The sequence below is a fragment of the Buttiauxella sp. JUb87 genome, from assembly GCF_004361975.1.
Classification (GTDB): domain Bacteria; phylum Pseudomonadota; class Gammaproteobacteria; order Enterobacterales; family Enterobacteriaceae; genus Buttiauxella; species Buttiauxella ferragutiae.
This window is the reverse complement of record NZ_SNVY01000002.1, coordinates 331,342-346,751: the sequence shown is the minus strand read 5'-3', so window position 1 is coordinate 346,751 and position 15,410 is coordinate 331,342. Positions and strand designations below refer to the sequence as shown.

At 51.2% G+C, this 15,410-nt stretch carries 13 protein-coding genes; 8 read left to right on the top strand and 5 right to left on the bottom strand.

From position 1 onward, the window contains the following. Positions 1–19: 19 nt before the first annotated feature. Positions 20–1,282 (top strand): diaminopimelate decarboxylase, encoded by a 1,263-nt coding sequence (gene lysA, locus EC843_RS09895; protein ID WP_133522170.1) that lies wholly within the window; start codon positions 20–22, stop codon positions 1,280–1,282. Here lysA and EC843_RS09890 read toward each other — a convergent pair. Next, on the bottom strand, positions 1,268–2,290 hold the full coding sequence (locus EC843_RS09890) for a LacI family DNA-binding transcriptional regulator (RefSeq protein WP_064543758.1): 1,023 nt from the start codon (positions 2,288–2,290) through the stop codon (positions 1,268–1,270). The two genes, lysA and EC843_RS09890, sit on opposite strands and share 15 nt — an antisense overlap. 414 nt (positions 2,291–2,704) lie before the next feature. Between EC843_RS09890 and EC843_RS09885 the strand changes: the two genes are divergently transcribed. The 5 genes from EC843_RS09885 (at position 2,705) to EC843_RS09865 (ending at position 7,372) form a co-directional block, all read left to right on the top strand. After that, positions 2,705–4,042 (top strand): PTS transporter subunit EIIC, encoded by a 1,338-nt coding sequence (locus tag EC843_RS09885; RefSeq protein WP_064543759.1) that lies wholly within the window; start codon positions 2,705–2,707, stop codon positions 4,040–4,042. Between the two features lie 7 nt (positions 4,043–4,049). Further along, positions 4,050–5,477, top strand: coding sequence for a glycoside hydrolase family 1 protein (locus EC843_RS09880; protein ID WP_133522169.1), 1,428 nt, complete (start codon positions 4,050–4,052; stop codon positions 5,475–5,477). An 89-nt stretch (positions 5,478–5,566) separates the two neighbouring features. Next, entirely contained in the window at positions 5,567–6,340 is a 774-nt protein-coding gene (locus tag EC843_RS09875; RefSeq protein WP_064543761.1) for an FCD domain-containing protein, read from the top strand. Beyond that, positions 6,337–6,786, top strand: coding sequence for a GNAT family N-acetyltransferase (locus EC843_RS09870; protein ID WP_064543763.1), 450 nt, complete (start codon positions 6,337–6,339; stop codon positions 6,784–6,786). The genes EC843_RS09875 and EC843_RS09870 overlap by 4 nt, the downstream gene beginning before the upstream one ends. 163 nt (positions 6,787–6,949) lie before the next feature. Next, the gene (locus EC843_RS09865) at positions 6,950–7,372 is read left to right on the top strand and encodes a lysozyme inhibitor LprI family protein (RefSeq protein WP_064543764.1); all 423 of its coding nucleotides are present in this window, start codon (positions 6,950–6,952) and stop codon (positions 7,370–7,372) included. A 5-nt stretch (positions 7,373–7,377) separates the two neighbouring features. Here the strand turns inward: EC843_RS09865 and galR are convergent, their stop codons facing one another. Beyond that, positions 7,378–8,385, bottom strand: coding sequence for an HTH-type transcriptional regulator GalR (gene galR, locus EC843_RS09860; protein ID WP_064543766.1), 1,008 nt, complete (start codon positions 8,383–8,385; stop codon positions 7,378–7,380). Between the two features lie 239 nt (positions 8,386–8,624). Continuing rightward, positions 8,625–9,020: a hypothetical protein gene (locus EC843_RS24540; protein ID WP_064543768.1), complete on the bottom strand. Its 396-nt coding sequence runs from the start codon at positions 9,018–9,020 to the stop codon at positions 8,625–8,627. A 56-nt stretch (positions 9,021–9,076) separates the two neighbouring features. Here EC843_RS24540 and aas point away from each other — a divergent pair, with 56 nt between their 5' ends. Together aas and lplT are read left to right on the top strand one after the other, a co-directional pair. Beyond that, entirely contained in the window at positions 9,077–11,236 is a 2,160-nt protein-coding gene (gene aas, locus EC843_RS09855; protein ID WP_064543770.1) for a bifunctional acyl-ACP--phospholipid O-acyltransferase/long-chain-fatty-acid--ACP ligase, read from the top strand. After that, positions 11,229–12,425, top strand: a complete 1,197-nt coding sequence (gene lplT / locus EC843_RS09850; RefSeq protein WP_133522168.1) for a lysophospholipid transporter LplT — start codon at positions 11,229–11,231, stop codon at positions 12,423–12,425. Before aas ends, lplT begins: the two co-directional genes overlap by 8 nt. A 737-nt stretch (positions 12,426–13,162) precedes the next feature. Here the strand turns inward: lplT and EC843_RS09845 are convergent. Continuing rightward, a complete protein-coding gene (locus tag EC843_RS09845; protein WP_064542225.1) occupies positions 13,163–14,488 on the bottom strand; it encodes an MFS transporter in 1,326 nt (441 codons plus the stop codon). A 283-nt stretch (positions 14,489–14,771) separates the two neighbouring features. Further along, positions 14,772–15,401, bottom strand: a complete 630-nt coding sequence (locus tag EC843_RS09840) for a DapH/DapD/GlmU-related protein (RefSeq protein WP_064542229.1) — start codon at positions 15,399–15,401, stop codon at positions 14,772–14,774. Between the last annotated feature and the right edge of the window lie 9 nt (positions 15,402–15,410).

Here is a 15,410-nt window from a genome sequence, read left to right as displayed (position 1 = left end):
AATTGTTGCCGGAGTCACCATGCCACGCCCACTGAATAACCCTGAAACTGCGTTGAATGCGCAAAACTTGCTGGCATTGCCTGCCGAATTTGGTTGCCCGGTCTGGGTATACGATGCAGAAATTATTCGCCAGCAAATCGCGCAACTGCGCCAGTTTGATGTGATTCGTTTTGCCCAAAAAGCCTGTTCCAACATTCATATTTTGCGCCTGATGTGCGAACAAGGCGTGAAGGTCGATTCGGTTTCTCAGGGTGAAATTGAACGGGCGTTAGCGGCGGGATATCAGCCGCTGGAAAACAAAGACGACATCGTTTTTACTGCCGATATGATTGACCAGCCAACTCTGGCGTTAGTCGCCGAACAGCAAATCCCGGTTAACGCCGGTTCTGTCGATATGTTGCAGCAGCTTGGCGAAGTGTCGCCGGGGCATCGTGTCTGGCTGCGCGTCAATCCAGGCTTTGGTCACGGTCACAGCCAGAAAACCAATACTGGCGGTGAAAACAGCAAACACGGTATCTGGCATGCGGATTTACCGCAGGCGCTGGAGGTGATTCAACGCTACAAACTGCAACTGGTCGGCATTCATATGCATATTGGTTCAGGCGTTGATTACGGGCATCTGGAACGTGTTTGTGGCGCGATGGTGCAACAGGTGATTGATTTTGGTCAGGATCTGGAGGCTATTTCCGCAGGCGGCGGTTTGTCGATTCCCTATCGCGAAGGCGAAGAAACCATCGATACCAATCATTATTACGGTTTGTGGAATGCGGCTCGTGAAAAAATCGCTCAACGTCTGGGGCATCCGGTGAAACTGGAGATCGAACCTGGGCGTTTCCTGGTGGCGGAATCGGGCGTGCTGGTGGCACAAGTGCGTTCAGTGAAAAACATGGGCTCGCGCCACTTCGTGCTGATTGATGCCGGTTTTAACGATTTGATGCGCCCGTCAATGTACGGTAGCTATCATCATATTTCTGCGTTAGCGGGGGATGGACGTGAGCTGGCGACGTTGCCACTGGTCGAAACCGTGGTCGCCGGTCCATTGTGTGAATCCGGCGATGTGTTTACCCAGCAAGAAGGTGGCAAAGTGGAAACCCGTGCGCTGCCGCCGGTGCAAGTCGGCGACTATTTAGTGCTGCACGATACCGGCGCGTATGGCGCATCGATGTCGTCCAACTACAATAGCCGCCCGCTGCTGCCGGAAGTATTATTTGATAACGGCAAAGCGCGGCTGATTCGCCGCCGCCAGACGGTGCAGGAGTTGTTGGCTTTAGAGCTTATCTAAACTGTAAAACGGCCCCGGCGCGACTGAATCCCGTAACACCAGCTTGCCAACAAACGGTGGGATCGCCTCGAGCGACTCGCCGTTTGCCAGTTTTATTGCCTGATTGATAGCCGTGATGATCATGTTATCGATAGGCAAATAAACGCTGGATAACGCAGGCTCCAGCCACTGTGCGCTCGGCGCATCATCAAAACCAAACAACGAAATATCTTGCGGAATGCGCACTCCAGCCTGATGCAGCGCTTTCGACGCACCCAGCGCCATATCGTCGTTGCAGGCAAACAGTGCAGTAAACGGGACGCGGCTTTCCAGTAACTCCTGGCACAGCTTGTGGCCAAGCTCCATGCTGGAATCGCCGTATTTCACCCGATCTTCGCTAAAAGCAATGCTATGTTTTTGCAGTGCTTGCCGATAGCCCATCAGGCGCGCCTGGCCGGTTGGCGTGGAAATCGGTACGGTGATACAGGCAATATCGCGATGGCCCTGCTGAATTAAATAGTCTGTCGCTTTAAATGCGGCATCTTGTTGTTCGAAGAAAACGCAGCGATCGCGCGCCTGGCTCACATCGCGGTTAATCACCACCAGCGGCACCTTGATGCTATTCATTAGCGACAATAATGTACGTTCACTCATAAAACGGGTGTACAGCACAATGGCGTCACAGTGCCGGTCTACCAGCATTTGCACGGCTTCGAGTTCTTTCTGCGGTGTGTCGTGCCCATCGGTGACAATCAGTTGCTTTCCCCACACTTCAGTCTGGCGCGAGGCTTGTTGTAATAGTCGGCCAAAGTAGAAGCCATCAAACGTCGATACCACCAGACCCACACTATTACTGCTGCGATTGGCGAGCGATCGCGCCAGAAAATTAGGGCGATAACCTAACTCTTCCATAGCGCTAAACACCTGTTCGCGGGTGGTCTCTTTGACTTGCCCAATCCCGTTGAGCACGCGTGATACCGTTGCTTTGGAAACGCCTGCGCGTAGCGCGACATCCAGCATTGTTACCATCAATTCATTCCTGAGTAAGACGCTTAGCCGCGTGGTCGCATAATTTCGCTAGTTTATCACGCTGGGCTGATGAAACATCGTGCTTGCAGCTTCGCTATGCCATTTGGCGGAGCGGATCACGCTTTTGTACCCGTCATACTTCAAGTTGCAGGCGCGTTGGCTGCTTTCAGTCACCCGAATCACTTACTTTAGTAAGCTCATCGGGATTCCTTCTTTTGCCGCCTTCCTGCATCTTGAATTATTTAGGGTATGAATTTATTTGGTATGCCAAATTGGTTTTATTGGAATTCCAATATAACGATGTGGGACATTTATCACGGAATTGTTAGGCGGTTGATCCTATTTTTGGCATACCAAAACGTTCGTTAAACATCACCCTACATAATAAAAAACGACAACACAGAGGTATACCCAATGGCATTACAGGAAAAGTTAATCGACTCGCTGGGGAGTTTCGCCACGAAATTCAACAGTTACCGTTATATTATGGCGATCAAAGCCTCGTTCATCACCCTGATGCCAGTGATTATTGTCGGGGCGTTCTCGGTACTGATTTCTAACATGGTGCTGGACCCGAAAAACGGCCTGGCCAGTTTTTCTGCATTGTCGTTTCTGGCACAGCTGAAACCAATCACCGCGGCGATTAACTACGCCACGCTTAACTTTTTGAACATCGGTGCGGTGTTCCTGATTGGTATCGAATTGGGGCGCATCAACGGTATTAAAAGTTTGTTCCCCGGCTTGCTGGCGGTGATTTGCTTTATTTGCGTGACGCCAACGACCATCGAAATGATGGTCGATGGGCAAATGCACATGGTGAAAGATATTCTGGCACGCCAGTTTTCTGATACCCGCAGCCTGTTCCTCGGCATGTTTATTGCCATTTTGTCGGTTGAAGTTTACTGCTGGCTGGAAAAACGCGAAGGGCTGAAAATCAAAATGCCTGATACCGTTCCGCCAAATGTCTCTGCCTCTTTCTCTGCATTAATTCCTTCAATCATCACCGTTACCGCCATCGCGACTTTCGGTTTCATCTTCCATCAGACCACCGGCATGTATCTGTATGACGCGGTGTATCAGGTGGTGCAGCAACCGCTGGAAAAAGTGGTGCAGAGCCTGCCGGGTATTTTGCTGCTGATGTTTGTCGCTCAGCTGTTCTGGGTTATCGGTATTCACGGTAACCAGATGATCAAACCTATCCGTGAACCGCTGCTGCTTGGCGCGATTACCGTCAACATGAGTGCTTTTGAGCAAGGTAAAGAGATCCCCAATATCATCACCATGCCGTTCTGGGATGTGTACATGAGTATTGGCGGTTCGGGTTTAACCATCGGCTTGCTGATTGCGGTAATGATTGCCACTAAACGCAAAGAAATGAAAGAGATAGCTAAGCTCTCTTTCGGCCCCGGCATTTTTAATATCAACGAGCCGGTGATTTTTGGTATGCCGATTATGCTAAACCCAATTTTGGCTATTCCCTTCATTATTACCCCACTGGTAACCGGCACGATTGGCTACTTCGCCACCGCAATGGGTTTTGCTGGTAAAGCGGTAGTGATGGTGCCGTGGACCACACCGCCGTTGATTAACGCCTGGCTCTCTACCGCCGGTTCGATGGGCGCGGTGGTGACACAATTGGGCTGTATTCTGGTTTCCGTGCTGATTTATCTGCCGTTTGTGAAAATTGCCTCTCGCCGTGCTGAGCAGGCGCAGTTGCAGGCCGAACAGCAACAACTTGCCAAAAACGCGTGAGGAAGGCATGAGCAACGTAAAAGTCACTATCCCAAAAGATTTTATCCTCGGCGCTGCGGCATCAGCCTGGCAAACCGAAGGCTGGAGCGGCAAAAAAGAAGGGCAGGATTCCTGGCTGGATGCCTGGTACAAAAACGACCGCCATGTGTGGCACGAGGGCTATGGCCCAGCAGTCGCCACTGATTTTATCAATCGCTATCGTGAAGATGTCGCATTGATGAAACTGGCGGGGCTGACGCATTACCGCACCTCAATTAACTGGTCGCGTTTTTTCACCGATTATGAAAAGGGCATCGTCGACGAGGAATATGCGCAGTATTACGACAATCTGATCGACGAAATGCGCCGCACCGGCATTGAACCGATGATCTGCCTCGAACATTATGAACTGCCCGCCACGCTGTTCGAAAACTATGGCGGTTGGGCGTCGAAAAAAGTGGTCGAGTTGTATGTGTTGTATGCGGAAAAAGTCTTTGCCCGTTACGCTCACAAGGTGAATCGCTGGTTTACGTTTAACGAGCCGATTGTAGTGCAAACCCGCGTCTATCTGGATGCGTTACGCTGGCCATACGAGCAAAATACCCATAAGTGGATGCAGTGGAATCACCATAAAAACCTCGCTACGGCGAAAGTGGTGAAACTGTTCCGTGAGAAAGGTTACAGCGGAACCGTGGGCTGCATTCTTAACCCGGAAGTCACTTATGCGCGTTCGAGTGCTGCCCATGATCGGCAAGCGGCGCAGATTTACGACCTGTTCTACAACCGGGTATTTTTAGACCCGTTAGTGCACGGTGAATATCCTCAGCAGTTGTTCGAACTGCTGGAAAAACATGGCGTGCAATGGGATTACAACGAACAGGAATTAGCGATTATTCGCGAGAATACTGTCGATGAGCTGGGCATCAACCTGTATTACCCGCATCGTGTCAAAGCGCCGTCGCGCGCCTGGAACCCAGAAACGCCATTCCATCCCGCTTATTACTACGAGCCGTTTGAATTGCCAGGGCGGCGCATGAATAAGTCGCGCGGCTGGGAAATTTATCCACGCATTGTTTATGACATGGCGATGCGCATTAAAACCGAGTATCGCAATATCCCGTGGTTTGTGGCGGAAAGCGGCATGGGCACGGAAAACGAAGCGCAATTCCGCAATGCCGATGGCGTGATAGCGGATGATTATCGCATCAGCTTTATCAGCGAACATTTGTACCAGGCGCTGCGCGCCCGCGAAGATGGCGCAAACTGCCAGGGTTACATGCTGTGGGCCTTTACCGATAACGTTTCGCCAATGAACGCTTTCAAAAACCGCTATGGTTTGATTGAAATTGATCTGCAAAATAATCGTGCGCGGAGGGCGAAAAAGTCAGCCCATTGGTATCGCTCTTTAAGTGAGTCGCGCACTTTACAGCTCAATATTGATGATGAATGGAAATAATCATTCAGCAGCTTAATTTGATAAGCTAGCAGGCATTAATCAGCGGCAGTACGTGATGCCGCTGAGAATCGACAAATACGGGTGATATCGTGGACAAGGTAGTGCTTTCGCCAGAAAAAAAACAATACCAGGAAATTGGTGAGGATCTGCGCGCGCAAATCATGCAGGGATTGTATCCGGTCGGTTCGCGTTTGCCGCCTGAACGTAACATTGCCGAAACGTACGGTGTCAGTCGCACCATTGTTCGTGAAGCATTACTGATGCTGGAATTGCAGGGCACGGTCGATATTCGCCAGGGATCGGGTGTGTATGTGACGCGCGTTCCGGCAGAAAATGAAGCGGAAGAAGAAGCTTTTTTCAGTAGCGATATTGGTCCCTTTGAAATGCTGCAAGCACGCCAGTTGCTCGAAAGTAATATTGCGGCCTTTGCCGCAAAAATGGCCACCAAAGCGGATATCGATAACCTCAAACGTATCCTTGAACAAGAACAACGTGCCATTGCGATGAATGACCTGAGCCAGGACAACTGCAAGATGTTTCACCTGGTTCTGGCAGGGGCGTCGCAAAACCAGATGTTGTTGGCGACGGTAGAAAGTATCTGGCGTCATCTTGATAGCAGCCCGATGTGGCAGCAATTACGTGCGCATATCGACACCCGTAGCTATCGCCTGAAATGGCTGGGTGACCTGCAAACCATTCTGGCAGCGCTGCGCCGCCGCGATGTGATGGGTTCGTGGCAGGCGATGTGGCAGCATTTAGAAAACGTTAAAAACAGCCTGCTTGAACAGTCTGACTCCGATGCACCAGATTTTGATGGCTACTTATTCGAGTCGGTTCCCATTTTCCAGGGGAAGTTGATGTGAAGATTCTGCCACTCTACGCCGTACCACAATATGGGCCGCAAGTGACGGACTGGCTATGGCAAGCGTTTGGCACCTCTGATAGCCGTGACTTTTTCGCCTCAATTGTGGCAACCAGCCAGCGAGAAGGGGAAATGCCGCTGACATTTGTCGCTGTAGAGGGGGACAAGTTAGTAGGAACGGTAGGGTTGTGGCGCTGTGATTTAATTAGCCGCCAGGATCTCTATCCGTGGCTCGCGGCGTTATACATTGATGAAAAGCAGCGTGGCCGCGGGTTAGGCGCACAATTGCAACAGCACGTTATTGAATATGCCCGTACGCTCGGCTACCCCCAGTTGTATCTCTATTCGGCCTGTAAAGATTACTACGAGCGTTTTGGCTGGCAGTATATCGGCGACGGACTAGACTACCCGAGCAAGTCTGTGCACCTTTATCGGTTTACTCTTTAAATCTCTCTTCCCTGAGTGCTCACTCACCAATTGTCTGAATTGTTGCCCATCACCATCGTAATACGACCGAAACCTCGCCTGCACTACTGAAAATCAGTAACATTATTCTCACATCTGTGAGGGCCGAGGTTTGGTGGCCTTATATCAACAACAAGGAGCGGAAATGAAGCTTAACTCAATTCAGTCAATGGTAGCGGGAACGGTGTTAGTTGCGATGACTTCGCTGCCAGCGGTTGCCGCTGAGTCTGCCCAGGCGCTTTACAAACAATGCGAAGCGAAAGAATCGACTGCCGAGCAGCGTGAATGTTATCCGGCCGTGGTGAAGCAATCTGAGGCCGAACTGGTCGCAATTGAGAAAAAGACGCGGGCGGATCTGGTCGAACTTGAGAATATGAGCGAAGGGAGCAAGTCACTGCAGCCTGTTAAGGCATTCGACAATGCAGAGCGTGCGTATCGTGAGTTTCGCACTGCCGAAAGCCATCGCGTGTTGACGTCCTACGGTTCAGGTAATGGCGGCGGTCTTGCCGCTTACCAAACAATCATCGAAATGAACCTTTCGAGAATCAAACAGTTGAGTGATGATTAATATCATTACTCTCCTGAATAAGTAATCACCGAATGGCGGCGTACCAGCGTTGGGCTGAACATATGCGTGATTTCAGGTAACTCACGTTTTTCAGCCAGCGCCAGGGCCAGTTCTGCGGCCTGCGCCGCCATGGTGATGATTGGGTAACGAACGGTTGTCAGGCGCGGGCGTACGTAGCGTGAGATCAACACATCATCGAAGCCAATCAGTGAAATCTCTTTTGGTACATCAATCCCGTTGTCGTTCAACACGCCCATCGCTCCTGCGGCCATGGAGTCGTTGTAACACGCAACGGCGCTGAAATGTCTTCCACGACCTAACAACTCTGTCATTGCCAACTCGCCGCCGCTTTCATCAGGTTCACCGTAAGTCACTAACCGCTCGTTAACCGGTAAACCGTGTTCGGTTAGTGCGTCGTAATAACCTTGCAAGCGGTCCTCTGCATCTGAAATCTGGTGGTTGGAACAGAGGTAGCCAATTTTGGTATGGCCTTGTTGAATCAGATGGCGTGTGGCAAGCCAGGCACCGTAGCGGTCATCCAGCGCCACACAGCGCTGCTCGAAACCGGGAATAATGCGGTTGATAACTACCATGCCCGGCATCTGCTTCATTAATGAAATCAGTTCGCTATCAGGGATTTTTTTTGCATGAACCACCAGGGCGGCACAACGATGGCGGATGAGTTGCTCAATTGCCTGGCGTTCTTTTTGTTCGTTGTGGTAACCGTTACCAATCAATAAAAAGTTGCCGGTACGATAGGCGACTTGTTCGACGGCTTTGACCATCGCGCCGAAGAAGGGATCGGATACATCACCCACTATCAAACCAATAGTTTCAGTAGTTTGCTGAGCCAGCGCTCGCGCATTTGCGTTAGGGTGGTAATTCAGTTCTTCCATCGCACTGGTCACCGCCAGACGTGACGCCTCGCTGGCTTTTGGTGAATCATTAATGACACGAGATACCGTGGCGACAGAAACGCCTGCCAGTTTTGCTACATCCTTTATTGTCGCCATCGAAAGTGTTCCTGAGTGGGTAAGCGTTTACACAATTTTAAGTGTTACGGAAAAGTCGTGCTACTTCAAGCGCGCAACTGTATTCATCGTCGCAAACTCATGCAAAAAACGGCCATTTTTAGTGTAATCGTTACACTTATTTGCCGCTGAAATTTAAGCGCAACGGGAGTGATTGTCATGTTCTGGATTTTTAATGATTTCAGACTAAATCTTTGCTTACAGTTTGCATCGCGCTGTTGCTATTTCGACATGGCGAAGACTGACTCGCCACTGCTACATTTGAAGTCCCAGAGGTATTGATAGGTGATGTCAGCTTCTAATTGCTGATCACATGAATTACACCAACCTGCGCGGATGCGCAGGTTTTTTTTGCCCAAAATTTGCCTGCCTGTAACAAGACTCAATGTTTTAAACACCTGGTTGCACTTTCCGCTAATTCCCTTGCTCTTTCTCGCTGGTGAGCCTGCCAGGAGTGCGCCACAATTCAAATCCCAGAGGTATTGATTGGTGAGAATTCCAGGTACGTTGTTGAGTACCATTCTTTTGCACCAACCTGCGCAGATGCGCAGGTTTTTTTTTGCTTTATTTTCAGAGTTCGTGTTCCTCGAAACTATCGCTCCTTTGAAGTTAGTCATGTAATCTGCCACTACACTTAAGTGCCTGCGGTTTATTCATGACAAAGGGAGTTGCTATGCTATTTGGTTTTTTCCGTACGTTATTTCGTATTCTGTTCAGAGTGCGTCTTTATGGTGATCCTCAAGTTCTCTCCCAATCGCGCGTTCTGATCGTCCCTAACCACGTATCCTTCATTGATGGAATTTTGTTAGCGTTGTTTTTACCCGGACGCCCGGTATTCGCCGTCTATTCTTCTATCAGCCAGCAGTGGTACATGCGTTGGCTGAAATCACTGATTGATTTTGTACCGCTCGACCCAACCAAACCGATGTCGATTAAGCATCTGGTTCGCCTGGTGGAACAGGGCCGACCGGTGGTTATCTTCCCGGAAGGGCGCATTTCGGTGACCGGTTCGTTGATGAAAATCTATGAAGGGGCGGGGTTTGTTGCCGCTAAATCGAATGCGACGGTTATCCCGATTCGTATTGATGGCGCTGAGCTGAGCTTCTTTAGCCGCCTGAAAGGTCTGGTAAAACGCCGCGTATTCCCTCGTATCAACCTGCATATTCTGCCACCGACTTCGATTGCGATGCCGGATGCGCCGCGCGCCCGTGACCGCCGTAAAATGGCGGGTGAAATGCTGCATCAAATTATGATGGAAGCGCGGATGGCGATACGTCCTCGTGAAACATTGTACGAAGCGCTACTTGCCGCGCAGCGTCGTTACGGTGAGCGCAAAAACTGTATTGAAGATATCAATTTCAAACCGGATACCTACCGTAGCCTGTTAACTAAAACGCTGTTTGTCGGGCGTATTTTGGATAAATACACCGCACAAGGAGAAACTATTGGCCTGATGTTGCCGAATGCGGCGATTAGTGCCGCGGTGATTTTTGGTGCTTCTTCTCGCGGGCGAATTCCGGCGATGATGAACTACACCGCAGGTGTGAAAGGGTTGACCAGTGCCATTACCGCGGCGCAACTCAAAACCATTTTCACCTCCCGTCAGTTCCTCGACAAAGGCAAGTTATGGCATTTGCCGGAGCAACTCACGCAGGTGCGCTGGGTGTTTCTGGAAGATTTAAAAGCTGATGTCACGCTTGCCGATAAACTTTGGATTTTTAGCCATTTATTAATGCCGCGTTTGGCACAGGTTAAACAGCAACCCGAAGACGCCGCGATGGTGTTGTTTACCTCTGGTTCTGAGGGCAATCCAAAAGGTGTGGTGCATAGCCATAAAAGTTTACTGGCGAACGTTGAGCAAATTCGCACTATCGCGGATTTCACCGCCAACGACCGTTTTATGTCAGCACTACCGTTATTCCACTCGTTTGGCCTGACCGTCGGCTTATTCACGCCGTTGCTCACCGGTGCCGAAGTCTTCCTCTATCCAAGCCCGCTGCATTACCGCATTGTGCCGGAACTGGTTTATGACCGTAACTGCACCGTATTGTTTGGCACATCCACCTTCCTCGGCAACTATGCCCGTTTCGCTAATCCTTATGACTTCTACCGTCTGCGTTACGTGGTGGCGGGAGCAGAAAAGCTCCAGGAAAGCACTAAACAGCTCTGGCAGGATAAATTTGGCCTGCGCATTCTGGAAGGTTATGGCGTGACGGAATGTGCGCCAGTGGTTTCAATTAACGTCCCGATGGCGGCAAAAGTTGGCACCGTTGGGCGTATTCTGCCCGCGATGGATGCCCGTCTGATGGCGGTGCCTGGTATTGAAGAGGGTGGGCGGCTGCAATTGAAAGGGCCGAACATCATGAAAGGCTATCTGCGTGTCGAAAATCCAGGTGTGCTGGAAGCGCCGTGTGCTGAAAATGCGCAGGGGGAAATGGAGCCGGGTTGGTACGACACGGGTGATATTGTCCGGTTTGATGAGCACGGCTTTTGTGTGATTCAGGGGCGCGCTAAACGCTTTGCCAAAATTGCCGGTGAAATGGTTTCGCTGGAAATGGTCGAGCAATTGGCACTGGGTGTTTCGCCTGAGAAAATGCACGCAACGGTTATCAAAACTGACGCAGCAAAAGGTGAAGCTCTGGTGATGTTCACCACGGATAATGAACTCAGCCGTGAAAAATTGTTGCAACATGCGCGTGCAAACGGCGTACCTGAGCTGGCGGTTCCCCGTGATATTCGCTTCCTCAAACAGTTACCTTTACTCGGCAGCGGCAAACCTGATTTTGTCAGCCTGAAAGTGCTGGTAGACCAACCGGAGACAGAGAATGCGTGATAGCGCCGTGAACGATACCTCTATTTGGTCCAGAGGTATGATGGCAGTAACAGGCGCGCAGTTTTTATCGGCGTTTGGTGACAATGCTTTGCTATTTGCCACGCTGGCGGTACTCAAACAGCAGTTCTATCCCGACTGGAGCCAACCGGTTTTGCAGATGGTGTTTGTCGGTGCTTACATTTTGTTTGCTCCGTTTGTCGGCCAGGTGGCGGATAGCTTTGCCAAAGGGCGAGTGATGATGTTTGCCAACTGCCTCAAGCTCATCGGCGCGGCGGTTATCTGTTTTGGACTTAATCCCTTTGTCGGTTACACGCTGGTGGGAATAGGTGCTGCGACATATTCACCGGCTAAATACGGGATTCTTGGTGAACTCACGACCGGTGACCGCCTGGTGAAGGCAAATGGCTTGATGGAGTCATCGACCATTGCTGCGATTCTGCTAGGTTCTATGGCGGGTGGTGTACTGGCTGATTGGCATATTGTTGCGGCACTGGGCGTTTGCGTGCTGGTGTATGCCGGGGCGGTCGTCGCTAATATGTTTATTCCGAAACTTGCACCGGCGCGTCCTGGTCAGTCATGGCGCTTTACTCCCATGACCCGAAGTTTCTTCAATGCTTGCCGCACGTTGTGGCAGAACGGTGAAACTCGTTTCTCATTAGTGGGAACCAGCTTGTTCTGGGGCGCTGGTGTGACATTGCGTTTCTTGTTGGTTTTATGGGTACCGGTAGCGCTGGGCATTACCGATAACGCGACGCCAACTTACCTGAACGCGATGGTCGCAGTGGGCATTGTGGTGGGAGCCGGGGCTGCGGCTAAACTGGTGACGCTTAAAACCGTGGCGCGGTGCATGCCTGCAGGGATTTTGATTGGCGTTGGCGTGTTGTTCTTTGCCATGCAACACGCGTTGCTACCGTCTTACATGTTGTTAGTGCTGATTGGTATTTTGGGCGGGTTCTTCGTTGTCCCGCTCAATGCGCTACTGCAGGAGCGGGGTAAACATTCGGTAGGTGCCGGGAATGCCATTGCGGTACAAAATCTCGGTGAAAATGCCGCGATGCTGCTGATGTTAGGGCTTTATTCACTGGCGGTTAAAACCGGTGCATCGATTGTCGGCATCGGTATTGGTTTCGGAGCGGTATTTGCGCTGGCCATTACTGGGTTGTGGGTTTGGCAGATTCGGCAGAAATAGTTTTCTCCCCTCTCGGACTGAGCTGTCTCTTAGTCACATCTTTGAGGGCAGCTTCCTGCCGAGCCGGCGCAGGTTCCGTTCACCAGGCGAAAGTGTATTTATGTCGCCACGGAACCGGTGAACGTCTTAGGGTGGCCACCGTCGCCACCCTAAGAACCCGGACTCCCGGCAAATAAATCGCCGCAAGCGGTAAACCTCCATTTTGCCTCCGTGTCAGGGTCGGTTGCGATTCGTTCCCGACGATCGCGCCCTCCAGTCGTTCCCGACGGCTGGACCCTGCCACCTGGGGTCAAAATGGAGGCGATTTAAGCCGGACCCGAAATTCAAAGTCAAAAGCCAGAGCGGTTTTGACCTTGTCCCCGGCTTCAATCGCGCCGTTTTTCACCCTTCAGTTGGGGTCACGTGGTCGGGAACCACGTGAGAGAGCGATCGTCTGACTAAAAATGTCAGGAACATTTTTGAACAACGCTTGCGTTGGCCACGAAGTGGTTCGGCACAGGGATGTGCCGAATAAACGAATCGCGAACGACCCCGAATGTTGGGTGAAAAACGGTGTTTACCGCTTTAGCGGCGATTGATTTGCCGGGCGCCTGGATTATCAAGGGGTTGGCGTTAACCCATTGATACGTTCACCATTTTCTGGAATTAAAGAGATAACTGAACGCACGGGTGAACGGAAAATCAGCGAGGCTTACAGATCTCACCCTGACAAGATTGCCAGGGTGAGGGTGAAAAAACTAAAGCGACAAATGACGGGTCTCTTTAGACACCAGCAACGCAACCAGCGTAATCGCTGACATCGCCGCCAGATACAAACCGACGTAGAACAAACCGTAATTCGCCTGCAGCCAGGTGGCAATATACGGCGCAACCGATGCCCCCAGAATCGACGCCACGTTATACGAGAACGATGCTCCGGTATAACGTACTTCGGTTGGGAATAACTCTGGCAGCAGCGCACCCATTGGGCCGAATGTCAGCCCCATCAGGCTCAGGCCAATCAGCAAGAACGCCATCACCAGCGTCGGGTTACCGGAACCCAACAGCGGCTGGAACACGGCTAACGCAAACACAATCATCAGGCTGGTGATGACAATCATGCATTTACGGCGACCAAACTTATCCGCCAGATAACCGGCAATCGGCACCATTACGCCAAAACCAATTACCGCCATCATCAGCATCCACAACACATCGTTGCGTGAGAAGCCGAGACCCTTTGGCACCGCAGCGGTGCTGAAGGTCATCGAATAAACCGTCATGATGTAGAACAGCGTGTAAGTCGCCAGCATGATAAACGTGCCAATAATCGTCGCTTTCAGGTGCTTGCTCAGCAGTGTACCGAGCGGGATTTTCACCTGTTTGCCTGCTTTGGCAATTTTGGCGAACACCGGCGTTTCATGCAGCGAAACACGTACATACAGGCCGATAATCACCAGCACCGCAGACAGGATAAACGGCACGCGCCAGCCCCATGACATGAACTGCTCGTCAGTCAGCAACCAGGAGAGCAGCAGGAAGGTGCCGTTGGCAAAGAAGAAGCCGATTGGTGCACCCAACTGTGGGAATGAACCGTATAGCGCACGTTTGCGCGGCGGAGCGTTCTCAGTAGCCAGCAACGCAGCACCACCCCACTCACCACCCAGACCTAAACCTTGCCCGAAGCGTGCCAGTGCCAACAGCATTGGCGCTAATACACCGATGGTTTCGTAGCCCGGCAACAGGCCAATTAAGACGGTTGAAACACCCATCGTTAAAAGTGATGCCACCAGGGTCACTTTGCGACCAACTCGGTCACCAAAATGGCCGAACAGCGCGGAGCCAATCGGACGAGCCACAAAGGCGATGGCGAACGTGGCTAGCGACTGGAGTGTCGCCGCGGTTGGATCACCTTGCGGGAAGAAGATATGCGGGAAAACAATCACCGCCGCAGTGGCGTAAATATAGAAATCGAAAAACTCGATGGCGGTGCCGACAAGCGAGGCAACGACAACTTTTCCGCGTGAGTTGACCGGCGTGGAGTCAGTTTCGGTATTGATTGAATTAGCGATGGTGGCCTGCATATTATTTTCTTATTTATATCGAACGAAAGGCCATATTACGCACAGCAAAAGGCGTATTTCAACGCGCGCTTGCGCAACGTCCTGTGCGATTAATAAGCAATAAGAGGATAATTTTTAGTCCAGAAAATAAATGTCCATGTCATGCTTCTCATATTTAAAAAATCAGTTAATAAAACTGCTTTTAGGTTAAATAAAAGTTACAGGTTGGATTTATGTGCTGATGGGGGCTTTCGTAGGGCGGATAAGCGCTAGCGTCATCCGCCACATTCACGGAGATAGCGGATTACGCTTCATGCTCCCAGCGTGCGCAAAAGCGCTCAATATCGCCCGCCTGGAAGTCGCTAAGATGCGCCATCAGTTTTTCCAGTGGCCAATCCCACCAGGCAATACGCTGCAGGCTGGTGGCTATCTCTACCGGGAAGCGCGAACGGATCATTTTGGCAGGCACGCCGCCAACAATGGTGTAGGGCGCGACATCTTTGCTCACTACCGCACCGGCGGCTAACACTGCGCCATCACCGATTGTCACGCCAGGCAGCACAATCACACCGTGGCCAATCCAGACATCATTGCCAATTAGCACCTTCGCATCGTGACGATCGGCAAAAAACTGCCGATCGCGGCGGGCATTAGCGTCGTAATACTCCGGGCAATAGGTAAAACGGTGTTGTGAGGCTCTGTCCATTGGGTGATTAGGTGCACCAATGCGTACCTGATTGGCGATGGCGGTGAATTTGCCGATCACGCTATCTGCAACACAACAATGCTCGCCTATGTAGGAAAAGTCCCCGAGCGTGCTGTATTCCATCACGCTGTGCGCGAGGACTTCACATTGTTCACCAATCTGGGTTTCACGCAGGCGGACGCTGGGGGCGATATACGTTTGCTGAAGTTTGGCTGTGGCGGCGGTCATGCTTTTCTT